This is a genomic window from Microbulbifer sp. SAOS-129_SWC (assembly GCF_039696035.1).
Taxonomy (GTDB): domain Bacteria; phylum Pseudomonadota; class Gammaproteobacteria; order Pseudomonadales; family Cellvibrionaceae; genus Microbulbifer.
The window spans coordinates 4204034-4224502 of the sequence record NZ_CP155567.1; the positions used below are offsets into that span (position 1 = coordinate 4204034).

Consider the following 20469-nt stretch of genomic DNA (forward strand, 5'->3'; position numbering starts at 1 on the left):
ATCCGCATCTCCATTTGGACGCCACAACCGGCACAGCGCGGATAGCGGTCCTATTTTTTGCCGACGAGCTGGCGGCGGCAGCACCAGCGTACCCGTCAATCGCACGGCTTTCGGTATCTTCCGCCCAAACCGTTACAATGACCGGGATTTGTATGCCTAACGACGAGCGCTTATGAGAAAGATAATCCTGCGCTGCCTACTGGCAGCTCCGCTATTCGCCCTGGCCGCCTGTGGGCCCTCCGAACAAGCGGCCGACAAAACCGCCGGCAGTGCCGCGGACCAGAAACCGGCGGCAACAGAACAGAAGCCCGCTGCGCAACAGGCCGCGACCGGCCAGGCCGCCGGTGCGGCGCCGCAGATGATCGCCGCCACCAAGGCCCCGGCCGGCCGCCTGCCCCAGGACACGCGCCCCAAAGCCTACCGCGTCGACCTGGTGCTGGACCCGCGTAAAGATGACTTCACCGGCAAGGTGGAGATCGATATCCAGATGGACAAACCGTCCGATCGCATCTGGATTCACGGCAAGAACCTGAACATGAAGTCCATCAGCGCGGTGCTGCCGGACGGCAAGGTGGTCCCGGCCAAGTACAAAGAGGTACTGGATAGCGGCGTGGCCCGGGTGCTGTTCGACCAGGCCCTGCCCGCCGGTCCCTTCACCCTGAAGATGGACTACAGCGCCGCCTACGACCGTAACCTGGCGGGCCTGTTCAAGGTCGAGGAGAAGGGCAACGCCTACGTGCTGGCCAAGTCCGAATCCATCCAGGCGCGCAAGTATCTGCCGAGCTTCGACGAGCCGGGCATGAAGGCCACCTTCGATATCAGCCTGACCATTCCCAAGGGCGACGTGGCCATCGGCAATGCGCCGGAGCTGAAACGCGAAGCGGTCGGCGACGATATGGAAAAAGTCACCTTTGCCACCACACGGCCGCTGTCCACCTACCTGCTGTCACTGTCGGTAGGGCCGTTCGACGTGGTCGAGCGCCCGGCCATCCCGGCGAATAAGTACCGCTCCGAGCCGATCCCGCTGCGCGGCTTCGCGCGCAAGGGTCGCGGCAAGGACCTGAGCTATATCCTCGACATCACCCCGCGCCTGGTGCAGATCTTCGAGCAGCAGCTGCAGCGCCCCTATCCGTTCAAGAAACTGGATATCGTCGCCGCCCCCCAGTGGCCGAGTGGCGCCACCGAACTGGCCGCCGCCATCACTTACCGCGAGCAGGCCATCCTGGTGGGCGACAAGCCGGCCCCCGGCGCGCGCCTGCGGCTGCTGGACGTGCACTCTCACGAGATGTCGCACATGTGGTTCGGCGACCTGGTGACCCCGCCCTGGTGGGACGACCTGTGGCTGAAAGAGGGTTTTGCCACCTGGGGCACACCGCTGGCACTGACCACCTTTGAACCCAACGGCGGTCACGACCTCAACGCCGCGGTGGGTGCGATCAGCGCGATGCGCCTGGACTCCCTGGCCAGCACCCGCGCGATCCGCGAGCCGGTCACCGACAACAACAATATCCGCAACGCCTACGACGCGATCACCTACTCCAAGAGCCTGGGTGTGATCCACATGGTCGACCAGTATTTCGGCCCGAAGGTGTTCCGCCCCGCAGTGGGCCGCTATATCGAGACCTTTGCCGACGGCGTGGCCGACTCGCCCGCCTTCTACAAGGTGATTGGCGAGCAGACCAATACGCCGGAACTGACCGAGACCTTCCGCAGTTTCGTCGAGCAGAAGGGCGTGCCGCAGCTGGACGTGGCCGTCGACTGCACGAATAAAGGCAAGGCCGAGGTGCAGGTCACCCAGAGCCGTTACAAGCCGCTCGGCTCGCCGATTCCGGACGGTGACCAGAAGTGGAGCATCCCCTTCTGCTTCAGCTCCGACAGCGGTGTGCAGCAGTGCCAGATACTCACCGACCGCGTGCAGAAGATCGCCGTGAACGGCGGCGAGTGCCCACAGTGGATCATGCCCAACGCCAAGGGCAGCGGCTACTACCGCTGGACCCTGCCGGAACCACTGTGGCAGTCACTGGTGGAGCGCTTTGCCACCTTCGACCCCACCGAGCAGCTGTCCATCATCGACAGCGCGTTTGCCGGCTTCGAGGCAGGCAAGCTGCCCGCAGCCCTGCTGCTGCAGGTTGTGGATAAGTCTGCCCACGCCGACAAGCGCCAGGTCATCCAGGCGCCGCTGCGCTACCTGAGCAAATACCGCCACAACTACGTGGATGCCAAACAGGAGGCCAGATTCCTCAAGTTTGCGCGCGATCTCTACCAGCCGGTATTGCAAAAGACCGCCGGCAGCAGCGACAGCGAAGACATGCTGCTACACAGCCAGCTGCTCGGCTTTATGGCACTGGTGGCCGGCGATCCGGACGTGCGCAAACAGCTGGCCGACAAGGCTATCGCGTTCACCGGCTACCAGGGCAAGCGCGATGAAAACGCACTGGATTCCGATCTGTTCGACGCGGCGCTGACCGTGGCGGTGCAGGACGCCGGCGACGACTTCCTGCAGCACCTGATCAAAGTGCGCGAAGAGCTCGACGATCCGCGCTTCGACAGCGCCAGTGCCAACGCCATCGGCGCCAGCCGCAGCGCCGCGCAGCTCGATACCATCCACAAGCTCGCGCTCAGCGACGATGTCGGTTCCCGCGAGGCCTTCGGCCTGATCCGCGAGTCCATCGACGAACCGGCACTGCGCGCGCAGAACTGGCAGTGGCTGCAGCAGAACTTCCCCGCCGTGCTGGCCAAGATCCCGGCACAGTGGCGCCGGGCCACCCCGGCCTTTGCCCGCAGCTTCTGCAGCCAGGACAAGCTCGACGACGTGCAGAAGCTGTTCAGGCAGTACGGCGACCAGGCCCCCGGCTACCAGCGCAGCCTGGCGCAGACCGAAGAGCAGATTCATCTGTGCATGGCCCTGCGCGACAAGGGTGTTGCGCTGATCGGCTTCCTGCCGCAGTAAATCCCACCCCGATAACCGATCGCGGCCGCCCGCCGCGATCGGTTTTCCCCAGCTGTGCCAACAGCGACCGCAACGGGCGAACACAAGGTTCGCCCCTACGGAATAGCCATACGACTCCGAATCAGCTCAGTGCCTTGCGCGGTCTTTGGCGTTTTTGTAGATACGGTTTTAGATCGATCTGCGGGGCGGATATTGTGTCTGCGCGCCGCGATCGGTTATCCCCAGCTGTGCCAACAGCGACCGCAACGGGCGAACACAAGGTTCGCCCCTACGGAAATAGCCATACGGCTCCGAATCAGCGCAGTGCCTTGCGCGGTCTTTGGCGATTTCGTAGATGCGGTTTTAGATCGATCTGCGGGGGCGGACACAGGGTTCGCCCAATCTGGAATTGCCATTCGGCTGCAAGACCGTTCAGAGCTTTGAGCGGCCTGTAGTGATTCAGTGGAAAAGGTCTTTGCGGTCGATCTGTAGGGGCGGACCTTGTGTCCGCCCTGCTGGCCGCCGGCTCGAGGCTTCGCCGACCAGCACTAATCGATCTCCACGCCCCCCTCGCGCAGCACTTCGATCATCGGCTGCAACCACGCGCGGAAGTGCTTCCACTTGCCTACCGACGCGCTGTACACCGGCTGGCGCACCTGACTGGCACTGGCAGTAGCGGTGCCCTGCTTGTCCTGGCGGTGGAATTCCAGCACCTGCGCGCTCCACGGCAGGCCACAGAATCGGAACAGCGCGCGGCTCTCAGCGGCGACATCGGCAACCAGCCTTTCATAGTGCAGGTCATATATCTGCCCGGGTATCACCCGCTGCCAGTGTTCCATCAGCGCGCGGTAGCCGAGGTAATAGTAGGCCAGTTCACGCTGATCGTAGGAGAAGGGGTAGGCATCGCGAAACGGCGTTTTCAGGACCGCGTAGCCGGTATCCACGGGGTGGCGGCGCAGGTGCACGATTTTTGCCGCGGGCAGCGCGCGGCGGATCAGGCCCGCGTAGAGAAAGTTCATCGGGTTCTTGTCGATGATCACCGGCGCGCGCCGGGTGCTGAAACGGCTGCGCAGTTCCGCTTCGTAACGGCGCCCCAGTTGGGCCAGGTTCAACCGCCGCGCACGCGCCACCAGCGCTTCTTCCTCTTCGCCCGGCGGTGCCAGTTCCATCAGCAAGCGCGCAAAGGTATCCGGCTCGCCGGCGGAATAGACATCGTCACCGCAGCACAGCAGGCGTTGCGCCAGCGTGGTGCCGGTGCGCGGCATGCCGAGAATAAAGATTATTCCCGCACCCGCCGATGGTTCCGCCGCATGGTCGCGACGGAAAAAGTGCGCATCGAATGTATCCGCAATCGTGCGCAGACGCCGGAGATCCTGTGCGGCATCGTAGCGGATCGAACGGCGGCGCAACTGGCAGGCCTGCTGCAATGCGGCAAAGCTCCTGTCGCACTCGCCCAGATCCTCGTACTCCTTGGCCAGCGCAAACTGCAGCTGGCTGGCGCCCGCGGCGGGCAGCTCCGGCTGCTGCAGGCGCTGATTCAGTTCATCGATATGATTGTTGTCCGGCGCCTGGCGGCGCAGGTCGGAGCGGTTCTTGTAGGCCTCGAAATCCCGCGGATTCGCCGCGATCAGGCGGTCGTACAGCGCCTCAGCCCGCGCGAGGTTGCCCATCGCGCGGTTGGCCGCCGCACAGTTGAACTGCAGCTCGCGGTTCTGCGGCGCCAGCTGTAGTGCGCGCTCATACCATTGCAGCGCTTCGCGGTGCGCCTCGCAGCACGAATAGAGATAGGCGGCCCGGGCCAGCGGCTCTACGTGATCGAGCGCGGCATATGGCAGCTGCGCGAGCACGGTGACGACATCGCCCTGCTGGCCGGTGCGCAGCAGTGTTTCGGCCAGATGCAGACTGGCGCTGATCCAGCGCCGGGATCCCGGCTCGGCCGCGTCCCGGGCCAGCCACAAATAGGCCACGGCCGCCTGCAGGTTACCCTCGGCACTGCAGCAGTCGGCACGCAGGCGCCAGCCGTTGACCAGCTTTGGATCGACGGCTACCGCCCGCCCGGCGAGCGCCGCAGCATCGCGGTATTTGTGCTGGCGGTACAGAGTGAGAGCGGATCGATAAAGCTGTTCTGGCATACCCTCAACACTTCCTGAATCGCAACCGGTCCATCCAAGCTTACCATGGCCGGTGGCGACAAAAATCCCTTGGATCTCGGGCAAAAAGGCCGGCCCGGAGGCCGGCAACGACGACCGATTTCCCGATTAAAAGTTGTAGCTGCCCGACAGGCCGATAGTGCGCGGCAGGCTGATATAGTCCTTGGAGGCATTGCCGTAGAAGTTCTCGGCGGGCGCCGTACCCATATACGCCTCCGGCAGAACCCCGGTCACGCCATCTTCATTGAGCAGGTTCTTGACGAACAGCGTGGCGCTCCACTTGTCCGCGGACAGCGTGGTACTGGCATTCCACAAGCTGAAGGCGTCGATATCGGCGGCGGTGGCGCCGCCACCGACGGTGTTCATGGATTCCGACTGGTAATAGGCGCCGAGGCGCGACACCAGCATCAGGCCGTTACCCAGCTCCGCCGTGTGATCCATCGACGCCGATAGCGTGTGCTCGGCAGTGCTCGGCAACCGCTCGCCCTTTTCCGCTACCAGATAGTCGAAATTCACCCCGTCGCCCTGCCAGTTGCCGCCCGGGCGCATAAAGTCCGCGGTTAGCTCGCCGTCGACATAGGAGTAACCCAGCCCGTAGTGCACGGAGTCGCTCAGGTTGCCCTCCAGCTCCAGCTCCAGGCCCTGGGTACGCGCCGACTCGCCGTTGATCGCGGCAAAGAAGCCCCAGTTGGTGGTGGCGGTGTTCAGCTGCGGATCTTGCCAGTCCATACGGAACAGCGAAACGGTATAGCGCAGCTGCTCGGTGGCCCCTTTTACCCCCAGCTCATAGTTCAGCACGCTGTCGGAACCGTACTGCAGGAAGGCCGGGTTTTCGGCGAAATTCCCACTGAGTGGCACGGCGTTGGCACCGCCGCGGCGATACCCCTCCGACACCGTTGCGTACAGCATGGCGGTATCGGTGACATCCCACGACAGGTTGGCTTTCAGCAGCGTGTCGCTGTCTTTGGTTTTGAAGCTCGCCATGGTTTCGTCTGCAGGCGCCGGCCAAATCGGTAACTGAATCACGCTGTCATTGACCAGTTCGTTATCGAAGTAGCGCATCCCCAGCGTCATACGCCAGGCGTCGGTGAAGTTCAGCGTGGTCTCACCGTAAAATGCCATATCGGTGAAACCCTGGTTGCGGCGGAAATAGAAATCCTGGTCCTGCACATCGGCACCCCAGCTGCGCCATTCCTCGGCCTTGGAAATTCCCGCGCTGTAATCGGCGGGGATCATCGCCATCCACTCGGACCAGCCGGGCATCATGCTGTTCTGGCCGGCGTTGCTGTCCTGGTCCATGTAGTAGAGCCCGGCAACCCAGTCGACAAACGCGTTGTCACTGTTGGAAACCAGGCGGAACTCCTGCGTGGTGGCCTTTTCTTCATAAAAGCGCTCCGCCACCGCGAGCGGCCGCGGGGTGCCGCTGTAGTACATCGAGAACCAGCCGTTCTGGGCGTAGAAACCGGAGTTGTCACTGATCGCACTGCCGCTGTGGTTGTAGCGGGCGGTGCTCGACGTCAGGGTGGCGAAGCCCATATCCACCTCGACTTCGAGCGATGTCATATCCACGCTGCGCTCGGAGGGCTCCAGGGTCACTGCGCCGTTTTCATAATCGTCGTAGGGCGCTTCGACGCCATCGACCCAGTTGCTGCCGCGGGTGACCTGGCGACGACCACCGATATCGTCCTTCTGCTTTTGATACGACAGCTGCACGCTGGCGCGATCGGTGGGTTCGAACAGAATGGATGCGCGGGCGTAGGTAATATCCACGGTATCCGCATCCTGCACGCGTTTGAACAGCGGGCCACCACTGACGCTATCGCCACCCTGGGCCAGCGGCGCGCCACTGGCATCCAGTTTGTAGACATTGGCGTAATCGACGATACCGTCGTTATCGATCTTGCCGATGTTCGCGCGGAACGCGGCCTTGTCACCCAGCGGCAGATTCACCAGTGCATCGGCATTCAGGTTGTACCCCTGCGAACCCTCGGTCTGGCCGAAGCTGCTGCCGACCTTCGCCTGGAACTCGCCGAGCTTGGGCTTGTGCATGATGTAACGCACGGTGCCGGCGAGCGAGCCGGAGCCGTAGAGCGTACCCTGCGGTCCGCGCAGCACTTCCACCCGCTCGATATCCTTGAGAATAAAATTGCCGTACAGGGGCGTGTCGTCCACGTAAGTGGCAACCGTTGGCACCGCGGACAGCGGTACATCGCCATTCGCGCCACTGTCCACGTTCATACCACGGATAATGACGCCGTTGACGGTGCCGGAATTGCGGTAGCCGCGATCCACCACGGTGAGGCCGGGAATGCTGCGCATCATTTCCGCCGCGTCGGTGACCTGCGCGGCTTCCAGATCGTCGCCGGCCACGGCCGAGATGTTGTAGGGAATATCCTGCACACTCTGCGCGCGGCGCGTGGCGGTGACGATCACTTCTTCCAGCTCCGCCGTCTGCGCCAGAGAAATCTGCGGTGCGGAGAACAGCGTACCCGCGGAGACCGCAGCCACTGCCGCGGCCAGCGTTTTACGGCTAAACCCCTGTCTGCTTTGCTCTTTCATGGTTCCCTAAGCCTCTTGCTTTATTGTCCGGCCACACCGCGCCGTGAGGTTGTAACGAGTGTATTTATGCTTCGCGACCAGTGACAGTGCCCGGCGCCGGTTGGCGCCGGACCACCGGCCGGGCTTTCCCGCGTTCAGTCCGGCACCTTGAGCGGCCCCAGCCGCTCGTAGGCTGCGGACACTGCATCCGGCCCGTACTGCGGGTAGTGCACCCGGGCATCGCGAAAACTTTTCAGCGGCTGCCCGAGCCCTTTCATACCCCGCTCACGCACCTGCGCGACCCGGGCCAGATCGATCTCGAACGGGATCACCTCTTCGTCCGCCGACGCCTCGTGAATCACCTCGCCCTCCGGGCCGGCGATCATCGAGCGACCCACACCCCCCTGGGGGCCGGCGGCGTTCACATCGACGATATAGCACTGGTTGGTGACCGCACTGGCACGCACGATCGCCAGTTCCTCCCTGCGGTCGATGGTGTCGGTCTTGGTCGGGTGGATGATCACCTCCGCGCCCAGCCAGGTGAGCGCGCGGGTGGTCTCCGGGAACCAGATGTCATAACAGATGGACACCCCGAAGCGCCCCACCCCGGGCACATCGAACACCAGGAACTCATCGCCGCCGGTCACGCCCTTTTCGTAGGGCAGGAACGGATAGAGCTTGCGGTAGCGGCCCACAATCTCCCCCTGCGGGTTGATCACCGGGGTGGTATTGAAAACCGCACTGCCCCGCTTTTCATACATGGAACCCGGCACCAGCCAGATACCCAGTTCCCGCGCGCTGCGACAGAAGGCCTGCTCCTCCGGCGACGGCAGTTCGCGTGCATGCTGGGTGCCGACCCCGCGCAGGGCCAGCTCGCTCAGCACGATCATCTTCACCCAGGGGTAGCGCAACTTGGTTTTCTGGATGCGCTCCAGCAGCAGCTCCAGGTTGTCTGCCTCGGCCAGCTGCAACTGCAGCGCGGCTATGCCGAAAAGTTGGTTGTTCTTCATCGCCAGACTTCTTTCCCTTGTCGATACTGCCCGGGCAGTGTTTGTTCTGGCGATATCTTGGCCCAATCGATTGCCCCCCAATAGGTCCAGATGGCCCCGGTTCATGAGTCCACAGGGCCGCAGCCGGCAGATTGTCGTATTGTGGATCCACAGCCGATGGCCATCTGGCCCTATTTTCACCCAACCAATCGGTTAGCGTTGCGCCAGGTAGACGCCGATTGTGCGGGCAGTAGACTGGAGCCAGGACTCGACCATGCAATCGCCAGATAACAATAAGGGCCGGGCCCGCAGGAGAGACCATGAGTGAAAACGCAGAAAGTCTGGTAAGTCCGCCACTGGAGCACGATGCGCTCGCGCAGAAAACATTGCGCGGGCTCGGCAAGGCTGCCCCGCAGGGGTGGGTGGCGAGTATTCTGCTCGCATTCCTGTCTTCCGCAGGCCTCTACTATGTGAATATCTTTCCGGTGATCGTCGATTCACTGATGGCCGGTGCCGGCCTCAGCGCCGCCCAGGCGGGCGAGGTGACTTTTGCCAACACCATCGGCGCGGTCATCGGCGCCTTTACCATCTCCCTGCTGGTGAAAAGAATCCCCCGCTGGAAGCCGGTGGCACTGGCACTGCTGCTGTGTTCCATCGGCATGGACACGCTGACCATCTATCTGGCCAACCTGCACTTGCTGGTGCCGCTGCGGCTGGGACACGGCCTGCTCGGCGGCGCGCTGGTGGGGCTGGGCTTCGCCGCGATCGCGCGCAGCGGGGTCGCCGGGCGCGCTTACAGCATGGTGTTGCTGGTGCAGTACACCGGCGGCGCCCTGGGGCTGGGACTCCTGCCCGGGCTGGTGGAGCAATACGGCACCTATGTGCCCTTCTACGCGCTGATCACCTTCAGCGCCATCACCCTGTGCATGCTGCCCTTCCTGAGCGATTACCCGCTGCCGGCGCAACGGCCCGGTGACGACAGCGCGCAGACCGCACCCGCACAGAAGGTCGCCATGGCACCGATACTGATTACGCTGGCGGCACTGTTCTGTTTCCAGTTCGCCAATATGGCCCTGTTTGCGTTTATTTTTGATCTGGGCAAATCCTTCGGCTTGCCGCTGGCGTTTATCAGTCACACGCTGTTCTGGGCCAACCTGATCGCCATTGGCGGCGCCGCCCTGGCCGCCTATACCGGCCAGCGCTATGCGCTGGCCATGCCACTGGGCATCGCCCTGCTGATCACGCTGGCGGGGCTGGCGATGTTCGCGTTCAGCGGCAGCCGGCCGGTATTTATTATCGCCAATATCGCCACCGGCATGACCTGGGCTTTCTGTGTGCCCTACCTGCTGACCATCGCCTCGCGTTTTGACAGTGCCGGGCAGATGGGTGCCTTCGGCGGCTTCGCCTCCAAGATGGGCCTCGCCTGCGGGCCGCTGCTGGCCGGGCATTTTATTTCCGCCGGCGGCAGTTACACGCAGCTGGTGTGGATAACCTGCGGCATGCTGGTGTTGTGTTTGGGGGCGCTGCCGGCGGCGGCGCGGCTGGATCGAGTGCGAGGGTAATTCTGGTACGGTGGTTGGCGGCGGGGTGGGTTGGACGAACACAAGGTTCGCCCCTACGGAAGCAGATTTTTTGATCTATTCAAAACATAGTGCCATACGTGCCCTGTAGCGCCTATGTTTAAAAGGACTCCGCAAATGGATCTGTAGGGGTGAACCTTGTGTTCGCCCGAATCGGGGCCGGCACAAAACTATAATTCCGGTTCCACAGCAACATAGAGCTTATCCAACGCCCACTGCAGCGGATTATTGCGGATATATTCCCGGATCAATGACAATTCCGTTTCACTGCGAATCACCCGATCCCAGTAATTGCGCTGCCACAGCTTGCCCGGAAACGACGGCCAGCTCCGCGCTTTGACACCGGCCGTATATTCACGGGTGGTGATGGATTTGAACGCCTGCAGAATTCTTCCCAGTGGGGCGTAATTGGCGACATCTGAACTCCCAGGCACCGTATCTTCTTTGTCGGGTAGGGCAATAACGCCATGGATATGGTTCGGCATTATGACGAATTCATCGAGTATTACTTGCGGAAACCGACTTGGAATTTTCAGCCAATGGTCGGCGACCATACGCCCCGCAGTGTTCAATTGCATTGCGCCATCGCGAACCTCACCGAGCAGGCAGTGTTTATGCTGGATACAGATGGTGATGAAATAGGCTCCGGTATTGGAGTAGTCGTAGTTTTTCAGGCGAATGGATTTGCGCTGTTTGGCCGGTGGGGGAAAGTCCATTTTTCCTCCGGTTTGGGTTATTTGTGGCTGATGGTTGGGGTGGGCGAACACAAGGTTCGCCCCTACAGATCTACTCACGAAGTCTCTTTAACCGTACTCGCTACAGGGCACGTATGGCACTACGTTTCAAATAGAATATAGAAAGCCATTTCTGTAGGGGCGAACCTTGTGTTCGCCCGGGTCGCTACCGCCGCAGCCCACTACTCCCGCGCCAGCAACCCGGTATCGATTAACTGCCCGGTTTCGCCGAACCACTTGATGCGGTGCTCGTCGATGACCACGTGGAAACTGGCCTTGCGGCCATAGGACCAGTTGCGCCACTGGCGTACCCACATGTCGCCGTCGAGCCACCAGCGGCCGGTATCGGTTTCATCCACATCCACGTCGTTGCGCGAGTAGCCGAGCATGGTGCCGTCGGCCATCAGTTGTACGCGGTAGGACTCGCCCAGTGCATTGGTACCGAGCAGCACGGCGCCGGGGAATTCGTTGCGCAGGTCGGCGGCATACAGACGGCGGCCGCGGGCCGTCGGCAGCGTTTCCTCGCCCTGGGACACCTCGCCGTTGATCAGTTGCGCGAGTATGCGCACGCCGGCTTCGATACGTTCGGCGTCGATGGCGGCGAAACCGATCCGCAGCGCATTGCAGTCACGCACCCGCTCCAGCAGCAGACCCTGCTGCTCCGCCTGCTTGCGGATCTGCTCGGCACGGATGTGTTCGGGCAGTTCCAGCCAACAGGCGGTGCCACAACTGGCGCGACGCGCCTGCAGCTTGGGCAGGTGGTGCATCAGCGCCTCGCCCAGTGCGACCCAGCGCTTGCGCAGCTGGCGGGTGATGCGGAAGCTGGCGGCGTCGAGGTGGCCGGAGCCGATAAACTTGGCCAGCAGCCGCTGGTTGATGGCCGGCACCCGCTCGCGCAATGTGTAGCGCAGCGCGCGCAGGCGCTGGATTACCGGCTTGGGGGCAACCACGAACGCCAACTGCATGCCCGGGTCGATGACTCGCGGAAACTGGTAAAGATAGATCACTGACTCGCCGCCGTTGAGACTTTTCAGCGGCGGCAGTGGGCTGCCGTGGTAACAGAATTCATGTTCGCAGTCGTTTTCGATAATCACCGCGCGGTCGGCGGCGGCGCCTTGCAGCAATTCCCGGCGGCGCTGCAGGCTGGTGGTCACCGCGGTGGGGTTGTGGGCGTTTGGCTGCACAAACCAGCAGTCGCTGCCGACAAACTGTTCTGCCCGCGGGCCATCGCCATCCTGGGCGACCGCCTGCACGCTGGCGCCGGTGCGGCGGAAGATCTCCTCGGTTTCGCTGCAGCCCGGCAGCGCCATACCGAGACTGCGGCCGCCGCCGAGCAGCAGCTCACCGAGCAGGTAGCAGGCCTGCTGCAGGCCGCTCGCCAGCAGCACCTGCCCCGTCTCCACATAAATGCCGCGACGCGGCAGCAGCCGCGTGCAGATCTGCTCCACCAGCTGGCGATCGTCTTCGTTGGCGCCGAGCGTCGCCCACTGCGCGACTTCGCGGCCGCTGTAGATATCCCGCGTGCACTCGCGCCACTCGGCGCCCGGGTACAAGTGCGGATCGTACTCGTTGCTGACAAGTGGAAACGGGTATTGCAGCCAGTTGGCGGGGCGCGACTGCAGCGCGCGGCGGCTGATCGAGACCGGGTTACAGTGTTCGCGCCAGAAGGCGCGGTCCACGTCACTGCCGGCGCCGGTAGCCATGGCCTCGGCGTGGCTGATAATACCCTGTTCGCGCGCGGTCTCGGTGACGTAGAAGCCGCTGCGTTCACGCGTGGTAAGGAAACCATCGTCTACCAGCTGCTGGTAGGCGAGCACCACGGTATTGCGGGCGACCGACAACTGCTCCGCCATGCGCCGCGAAGAGGGCATCTTGTGGCCGGCGGGGATACTGCCGGACAGTATCCCCTGGATGATTTTTTCGCGTATCTGGCTCTGCAGGCTTTTATCCGCCCGGGTGTCCAGCACGATCAGAGATTCCGTCATCGTTCTTTTTATTGGCGGCGGTGCGAAACCAGGCCTTTATCATGGTGTGCGGAAATAATGCCCTTATCGCCGCGCGTAAATCAAGCACGCGGCACTGTCAGCCCTCCGCCTTCAGCTCCTTGCGCAGACGCAGGGCCAGCCAGATCATCGACAGGCCAAACAGGATGGCGTAGCCACCGATCAGCCATACCAGCGCCAGCGCGCCGGCGCCGGGGTTGATCAGGATGGCGGCACCGAACAGCACCGACAGCATACCGGCGGCGATCAGCAACCACTCGCGCTGGATTTCGCCGCGCAGGCGCACCGCGCCGATGATTTCAAATGCGCCGCGCACCAGTGCCCAGCTGCCGATAAAGATAACCAGTACCAGTGCGGTAACCTGGGGGTAGGCGAAGGTGACAATACCGGCGGCCACGCTGATCAGTCCGGCGATGATCAGCCACCACAGCGGCGTGGCCTGATGCCGGCCAAGCACGGCGGCAATCAGCGTGAAAAAGCCGTCCAGCAAGGCGTAAACACCAAACAGGATTACCAGTGTCAGCAGCGACAGCCCCGGCCACACAAACGCCAGGATGCCGAAGATCACCGCACAGATGCCGCGCAACAGCAGCAGCCACCAGTTCTCGGATAGCACCCGCAGTATCGGGCCGATGGCATAGTGAGAAGTATTGCTAGTCATACTGCGATTCCCCTTGGACCATGCAAACGTTATTTAAGGGTCAACGGACGCGTACAACCAGTTTTTTCTGGAAAATTATTCCACCGTGGGGCGGCGGACAAAAAAGTACGGCCCGTGGACGCGATCGACAGTCGACTCTGCAGAGACTGGGATCACAACCACGGGCCGCTTACTGTAAGTGTAGACGCTGGCGCCGAAAGTCCAGTATTTTTGCGCCGGCCGCCGAGCGACCGGGCGCAGCCGGGCGTCAGAGCCCGCTGATCACACCGCGCAGTTTTTCCACGATAGTGTCGATCTCGTGGCTTTCGATAATCAGCGGCGGAGACATGCACAGCGCATCGCCGATACCGCGCGCCATCACGCCCGCTTCCCAGGCCATTCCGGACACCTTGCCACCGAAGCGGCCCTTCAGGTCTGCCGGTGCGCGCAGTTCGATCGCGCCGACGAGGCCGTAGTTGCGCACATCGATAACCTGGTCGAGATCGGCGAGGCTGTGCAGCGCCTTTTCCCAATATGCGCCGATATCGCCACTGGCACGGGTCAGCAGGCCCTCGCGCTCGTAGATGTCCAGCGTCGCCATACCCGCGGCACAGGCCACTGGGTGCGCGGAGTAGGTGTAACCGTGGTAGAACTCGACACCGCCCTCCGGCGCCGCATCCATAACGGTCTTGTAGATTTCGTCTTTGACGAACACCGCACCCAGCGGCACCGTGGCGTTGGTGATGCCCTTGGCGGAGGTGATCATGTCCGGCGTGACGCCCCACTCGATGGAGGCGAACGCGGAACCGGTGCGGCCCCAGCCGCTGATCACTTCGTCGAAAATCAGCAGCAGGTCGTGCTGGTCGCAGATTTCGCGCAGACGCTGCAGGTAGCCTTTCGGCGGCAGAATGACACCGCCGGCACCGGCGAACGGCTCGACGATAACCGCGGCAATCTGGTCGGCGCCGTGGAAGTGCACCAGGCGCTCCAGGTCTTCCGCCAGTTCCACGCCGTGCTCCGGCAGGCCCTTGCTGAAGGCATTGCGCTCGATATCCAGCGTATGGCGCAGGTGGCTGGATTTCACCCGCTGGCCAAATGCCTGGTAATTGGGCGCGATACCGCCGACCGAGATACCGCCGAAGTTGACCCCGTGGTAGCCCTTGTCGCGGCCGATAAACATGGTGCGGGTGCCCTTGCCGCGGGCGCGCTGGTATTGCAGGGCAATTTTCAGTGCACTCTCCACCGCCTCGGAACCGGAGTTGCCGAAGAACACGTGGTTGAGACCGTCGGGGGTGTGTTTTACCAGGCGCTCGGAATACTCAAAACTCAGCTCGTGGCCGAAGTTGAAGATCGAGCTGTAGTCGAGTTTCTTCGCCTGCTGGTGAATGGCATCGGCAATTTCCGAGCGGCAGTGACCGGCGTTGGAACACCACAGGCCGGCGGTGGCATCGATAATCTGGCGACCGCTCTTCTCGGTTAAATAGATCCCCTCGGCACTCTCGACAATCCGCGGCGCGGCCTTGAACGAGCGGTTGGGGGTAAAGGGCATCCAGAAAGCATCAGTTTTCAATTCGGACATTTTTTCGCTCCGTGATTTTCCGGGTAATCAATGAGAATTTTCCGGGTCTTCGGGCGGACACCAGGTCCGCCCCTACAGAAACAGCTTTTGACTTTGCGGTTGCTGCAACGCTTAACGCGGATCAGGCGCCGAAGCAGCAGTATTTGGTTTCGTAAAACTCGGCCATGCCCTCGACACCGCCCTCGCGGCCGATGCCGGATTCCTTGCAGCCGCCAAACGGCGCTACGGCGGTCGAGAAGACGCCTGCATTGCAGGCCACCATGCCGTAATCCAGCGCCTCTACCACGCGGTTGGCACGGCGAATGTTTTCGCTCATGACGTAGGCGGCGAGGCCGTAGGGCGTATTGTTGGCGCGGCGGATTACGTCGTCCTCGTCGGTGAATTTCTGTATCGGGGCCAGCGGCCCGAAAATCTCTTCCTGCGCGATGCGCATATCATCGGTAACACCGGTCAACAGTGTAGGCGCAAAGTAGTTTTCGCCGTGCGGCAGGAAGTCGCCGCCCAGTACTGCGGTGGCACCGGCGGCAATCGCGTCCTGCACCAGGCCGTTGACGCGCTCGGCCGCGCGGCGATGAATCAGCGGGCCCATGCTGACGCCGTCATCGCAGCCGTGACCGGTTTTCAGTTCCGCGACCGCGGCGCGCAGCTTGTCGACGAAAGCGTCGTGTACCGCCTCGTGCACATAGATGCGGTTGGTGGACACGCAGGTCTGGCCGGCATTGCGCATCTTGGTGGCCACACAGGCACTGACGGCGGTATCCAGGTCGGCGTCATCAAAGACGATAAACGGCGCATTGCCGCCCAGCTCCATCGACATCTTCTTGACGCCGCTGGCGCATTGGGCCATCAGCAGTTTGCCCACCGCGGTGGAACCGGTAAAGGTGAACTTGGCCACCCGCGCGTCTTCGGTCAAGACCTTGCCGATGGCCGGGGCGTCGGATCCCACCACCATATTGATGGTGCCGGCAGGCAGGCCCGCTTCCTCCGCCAGCTGACACAGCGCCAGCGCCGACAGCGGCGTTTCCACCGCCGGCTTGATCACCACGGTGCAACCGGCAGCCAGCGCCGGGCCCGCCTTGCGCGTAATCATCGCGTTGGGGAAATTCCACGGCGTGATACAGGTGACCACGCCCACCGGCTGGCGGATGGTGGACAGGCGCATGGCCGGATTGTGCGTGGGGATGGTCTGGCCGTAGGCGCGGCGACACTCCTCGGCAAACCACTCGATAAAAGAGGCGCCATAGAGGATCTCGCCTTTCGCCTCCGCCAGCGGCTTGCCCTGCTCGAGGGTGAGAATGCGCGCCAGGTCATCGGCGTTGTCCAGGATCAGCTGGTACCAGCGCTTCAGCACCGCGGCGCGCTCGCCGGCGGTCTTCTCCTTCCAGGCCGGGAAGGCCGCGCTGGCGGCGGCCACTGCCGCCTCGGCATCGGCCGCGCTGCCATCCGCCACCCGGGCCAGCAGCTCGCCGCTGGCGGGGTCGCAAACGTCGATAGTGGACGCACCGTCACGCCACTCACCGCCGACATAGTTCTGAAGCTTCAATAGGTTTGGGTTTGCCAGTTGCATAGCCGACCTCCTTGCAATTATTGGGCTTAACCGGTGTTAGCGCGATTCTGGCTGCGCCCGGCGGCTGCGCATAGTAGTATTTCTCGAACTAAAATTTACTTTTATCAAACTTTAGCGAGAGGCAGCCCAGACCTGCCGGGAAGCCGACATGAGTAAGCCCAAAACCGCCCTCAGCGGCCGCCTCAGCGATATGGACCTGCGCCTGCTGCGCGTGTTCCGCGAAGTGGTGCGCGCCGGCGGCCTGGCGCCGGCGGAAGTCGCGCTGAATATCAGTCGCTCCACCATCAGCACCCACCTGTCGGATCTCGAGGCGCGCCTCGGCATGCCCCTGTGCCTGCGCTCCCGCGGCCGCGCGGATTTCAAGCTGACCCGCGAGGGAGAGGCACTGTTCGAGGCCATCAACGAACTCGACGGGCACCTGGATGCGTTCAAGAGCCAGGTCAACGCCATCCAGTCACAGCTCACCGGCAGCTTGCGCGTGGTACTGCCGGACGACGTGCTGGACATCCCGCAGCTGGACCTGCCGGCCACCATCGCCCGCATCAAGCAACAGGCACCGCAACTGCAGCTCGACCTGCAACTGGCGGCGCCACAGGAACTGGAGCTGGAGATACTCGCCGGCCGCGCCGATGTGGGCATCAACCCGCTGCACTCGCGCCGCCCGGGCCTCGACTACCGGCCGCTGTTCCACCACCAGTCGCGCCTCTACTGCGGCCGCCGGCATCCCCTGGCCGGGGCAACCGAGGTGAGTGAGGAGTTACTGACCCAGCAGGAACTGGCCGCCCCCAGCCACGCCGTGCTCTCCGGCGCCGCCCACCTCTACCGCCTGTTCCCGCGCAAGAGCACCGCCAACCATATGGCCGCGCGTCTGGCCATGCTGCTGTCCGGCCAGTTCGTCGGCTTCCTGCCCGAGTACCTCGCCGAGCGCCATGTGCAGAGCGGCGAACTGATCGCCCTGAGCCCCGAAAGATTCCACTACCGGATCCAGAATGCAGCGACCTTCAAGCGCAGCGCAGCCGAACATGCCGCGGTGCGATTGTTTCTGGAATCGTTGGAGATTGAGAACTGACGATAGACCGAGTCTGGATATGGCACGGGCACTGGTAACAACACTATTTGCTAAGTGGCGGGGATGTCATCCCTGCATGGCTATATCTGGTAGTTTATGGCTAGATATGGGTATACATGGTCAGATATAGGCCTGTGTTCAGATATGGCCATTCCTAAGAATAAACTGTTAGCATTTAGAGAGGAAGTATGAGAATTCTGATTGTTCTGCTATTAATTTTCTTGCCGAATTCCGGTTGGTGTAATGATGAACAAGATTTAGACAATCTTGCGAAACCAATAATTTCTGCTCTTGAGAGGGGCGAAATACATAATTTAATGAGCTTAGTTTTCCCCAAAGATTCGCCTCTTAGGAAATACATTTCGGAATCAGATTTGGAAAGCACAAATAGTCAATTTTCTGCAAAGCTTAGTCAATTCGGAAAACTTAGGGGCATTTCTCTTTATTATGAATCGAAAGTTGAGGGAGTAATATCTATTAGATACTACCTTCTCCAGTATGAGCGCCAACCAGTTTTACTCAAAATTGAATCATACAATCCAAAAGACGCCTGGAGAATTCAAGATATAACGGTTGACGGTGATTTAGATGATTACCTAGAAGAGGCTGCAAAAGTCAAGCTAGGAACCCTGGGCTTAAAATCTGATTCAAACTAAAAATGCTAACAATCGTAGGCACAGGGATAAATTTTCCACTGCGCTCCAAATTTACCCGTGCTACGGGCGTTATAGGTCAGTCAGATAATGAAGATAACTCTAGGCGCAATTCTGACAATTTCTGTCCTGTTTGGCCTTGTGGTTGTCTTTTGGCTGGGTGCATTCTCAGCTTCATTCACTACCAACTTATGTTACTCAGAAGTCATTGGAAAAATTTCCGAGCAAGTTAAAAAGCAAGAAAGCCTGGAAAGTCTCGCAGAGCTTTCTGGAAAATTGGAAAGTCTTCCATTGGCGGGCTATGAGTCAAACTGTGAGGAAATTAAGAGTGAGGTGCAAAACCTATAACAAGGCGAGGCATTTCGTTCCGGCCCTGCGGGCCTCCACCGGACAGCTTACTTTGTGCACTTTATGCGCAGGTCGCTTCGCTCCCATTTTCGCGCATAAAGCGCACAAAGCAAGCTGCCGCTGCTCGCGGCGTTAGGGCTAAACAGTGATTCATAACCATATGGAAGAAAAAACACGGATAAAAATTATAAGTGCCGTGACTTATTCCTCAGCTGCGATTTTTTCTGGATTGATGGTGGCTCGCTTCGAACCACAGTGGTGCATATTGGCTACAATATTCGCGGGTTTATGTGGGTTCTTTCTTGGTCCATTCATATTTAGTTCTAGTCGGTGGATTTCGTATATTTGGGTTTTTTATAATTCTCTTTTGATTCCTGGTCTTTCATTGTTGTTAACTGGTCTGGTCCTTGCTCCAATTTATTTGATTTTCGGTAAAGTTGGGGAGCAAACTAGCATGCTGAGCTTAATTGGGGCGCCGCTAATGTTTGGCGCAGTTGTTTACCCATTTCTATTTCTAATAACATGCTTTGCATCATGTATATTACTGTTTGCGAAGTCCAAGGTATGAACCGCCCTAACAAGCGACTGTGGCTTCAATCCCTATCAAAAAACTAGGCGACCCATTCCTTTTGGTCGCGAACCATCGCGTTTAAGACCGTGAGCAACTTACGCATGCAGGCAACTAAAGCTACCTTTTTGTGCTTTCCTTTTGCTACCAATTGTTGGTATTGAGCTTTGATTGCCGGGTTGCACAGCGTAGCGCTGACGGTAGCCATATACAGCACGACACGTACAGATCTCCTGCCACCTTGAATCCGTCGCTTTCCCTTGAGCTTCCCGCTGTCTCGGTTAAATGGCGCGACGCCAGCTAGCGAAGCAATCTGCTTGTTGTTCAACGTTCCGAGTTCAGGTAGGTCTCCAAGGAGAGTGTGCGCTAGAACGTCGCCAACACCTGGTACACTTTTGAGTAATCTCTTCTTCTCAGACCAGGATGATTCTTTTTCGATGGCCTTTGAGAGCTGCCCATCAACCCACTCAATCTCCTTGTCGAGAATCTTCAGGACACGCCGGTAGGAGGCCTCCAGGATTCCGTCTCCCATGACTTCATCGCGATTCAATTCTTGAACTCTAATGTTCATCAGTTGGCGACGGCGGGCCAGTAAGTCTTTGATTCTTCTTAAGTTCTTTCCGTTATTGCGACTTATCCTAGGCTGCACTTTCGCGCCAAACTCTGCAATCAGAGCAGCATCTATGCGATCAGTTTTTGCCAGCTGGTCAATAGCACCTGCATAGCGCCGTACAGAGAGAGGTTTAGCAATTACGATCGGCAGATCGCGCTCAAAGGCTGTCTGAGCAAAGTTCAGCTCATAACGGCCCGTGGCCTCGACAACTACCCGTTCTACGTTATAACGGCGTATGCGCCCAATCGAATAGCGAATACCTTCCTCGCTGTTGTCAGACGACCAGTGAACGCCTCTTTCATGGATGTGAAAATCCAGAGAGAACTTGCCAACATCCACACCAACATTGACACCCGTTACCCTGTTACGTTGAATTGCCATAGAGACTCTTCCTTGCTAAATTCGGGCTCGAAGCCCATTCGACTGTTCGAGTTAGTAAATCGGGTCGGCCGCCCGCGCCACGCTTGTTAACGGTCTCTAAGGACCAGGCAAGCATCGGGCTGGGAGGC

At 60.6% G+C, this 20469-nt stretch carries 14 protein-coding genes; 5 read left to right on the plus strand and 9 right to left on the minus strand.

Annotated elements, in window-relative coordinates:
• The first annotated feature begins 172 nt into the window (after nucleotides 1-172).
• Complete coding sequence (locus ABDK11_RS17805; RefSeq protein ID WP_346837869.1) at nucleotides 173-2950, plus strand: M1 family aminopeptidase; 2778 nt, start codon at nucleotides 173-175, stop codon at nucleotides 2948-2950.
• Between the two features lie 527 nt (nucleotides 2951-3477).
• On the opposite strand, the gene ABDK11_RS17810 is transcribed toward ABDK11_RS17805, so the two are convergent.
• The 3 genes from ABDK11_RS17810 to ABDK11_RS17820 form a co-directional block, all read right to left on the minus strand.
• Complete coding sequence (locus tag ABDK11_RS17810; protein WP_346837870.1) at nucleotides 3478-5061, minus strand: sulfotransferase; 1584 nt, start codon at nucleotides 5059-5061, stop codon at nucleotides 3478-3480.
• A 126-nt stretch (nucleotides 5062-5187) separates the two neighbouring features.
• Nucleotides 5188-7638, minus strand: a complete 2451-nt coding sequence (locus ABDK11_RS17815) for a TonB-dependent receptor (RefSeq protein ID WP_346837871.1) — start codon at nucleotides 7636-7638, stop codon at nucleotides 5188-5190.
• A 134-nt stretch (nucleotides 7639-7772) separates the two neighbouring features.
• Nucleotides 7773-8627: a carbon-nitrogen hydrolase family protein gene (locus tag ABDK11_RS17820; RefSeq protein ID WP_346837872.1), complete on the minus strand. Its 855-nt coding sequence runs from the start codon at nucleotides 8625-8627 to the stop codon at nucleotides 7773-7775.
• Between the two features lie 299 nt (nucleotides 8628-8926).
• Here ABDK11_RS17820 and ABDK11_RS17825 point away from each other — a divergent pair, with 299 nt between their 5' ends.
• A complete protein-coding gene (locus tag ABDK11_RS17825; RefSeq protein WP_346837873.1) occupies nucleotides 8927-10168 on the plus strand; it encodes an MFS transporter in 1242 nt (413 codons plus the stop codon).
• A 188-nt stretch (nucleotides 10169-10356) separates the two neighbouring features.
• Here the strand turns inward: ABDK11_RS17825 and ABDK11_RS17830 are convergent, their stop codons facing one another.
• The 5 genes from ABDK11_RS17830 to ABDK11_RS17850 form a co-directional block, all read right to left on the minus strand.
• Entirely contained in the window at nucleotides 10357-10980 is a 624-nt protein-coding gene (locus ABDK11_RS17830) for a transposase (protein WP_346837874.1), read from the minus strand.
• Nucleotides 10981-11102: 122 nt separating this feature from the next.
• Nucleotides 11103-12905, minus strand: coding sequence for a PLP-dependent aminotransferase family protein (locus ABDK11_RS17835; protein WP_346837875.1), 1803 nt, complete (start codon nucleotides 12903-12905; stop codon nucleotides 11103-11105).
• Nucleotides 12906-13002: 97 nt separating this feature from the next.
• Nucleotides 13003-13584 carry an HdeD family acid-resistance protein gene (locus ABDK11_RS17840; RefSeq protein WP_346837876.1) on the minus strand — a complete coding sequence of 194 codons (582 nt, stop codon included), beginning with the start codon at nucleotides 13582-13584 and terminating at the stop codon, nucleotides 13003-13005.
• A 247-nt stretch (nucleotides 13585-13831) separates the two neighbouring features.
• A complete protein-coding gene (locus ABDK11_RS17845) occupies nucleotides 13832-15142 on the minus strand; it encodes an aminotransferase class III-fold pyridoxal phosphate-dependent enzyme (RefSeq protein ID WP_346837877.1) in 1311 nt (436 codons plus the stop codon).
• 121 nt (nucleotides 15143-15263) lie between these two features.
• Entirely contained in the window at nucleotides 15264-16709 is a 1446-nt protein-coding gene (locus ABDK11_RS17850) for an NAD-dependent succinate-semialdehyde dehydrogenase (protein WP_346837878.1), read from the minus strand.
• Between the two features lie 148 nt (nucleotides 16710-16857).
• Between ABDK11_RS17850 and ABDK11_RS17855 the strand changes: the two genes are divergently transcribed.
• From ABDK11_RS17855 to ABDK11_RS17865, 3 genes are all read left to right on the plus strand, one after another.
• Nucleotides 16858-17778, plus strand: a complete 921-nt coding sequence (locus tag ABDK11_RS17855) for a LysR family transcriptional regulator (protein ID WP_346837879.1) — start codon at nucleotides 16858-16860, stop codon at nucleotides 17776-17778.
• Nucleotides 17779-17966: 188 nt separating this feature from the next.
• Entirely contained in the window at nucleotides 17967-18434 is a 468-nt protein-coding gene (locus ABDK11_RS17860; protein WP_346837880.1) for a hypothetical protein, read from the plus strand.
• A gap of 87 nt (nucleotides 18435-18521) precedes the next feature.
• Nucleotides 18522-18779, plus strand: coding sequence for a hypothetical protein (locus ABDK11_RS17865; protein ID WP_346837881.1), 258 nt, complete (start codon nucleotides 18522-18524; stop codon nucleotides 18777-18779).
• Nucleotides 18780-19390: 611 nt separating this feature from the next.
• Here the strand turns inward: ABDK11_RS17865 and ABDK11_RS17870 are convergent.
• Nucleotides 19391-20341 carry an IS110 family transposase gene (locus ABDK11_RS17870; protein WP_346837882.1) on the minus strand — a complete coding sequence of 317 codons (951 nt, stop codon included), beginning with the start codon at nucleotides 20339-20341 and terminating at the stop codon, nucleotides 19391-19393.
• Between the last annotated feature and the right edge of the window lie 128 nt (nucleotides 20342-20469).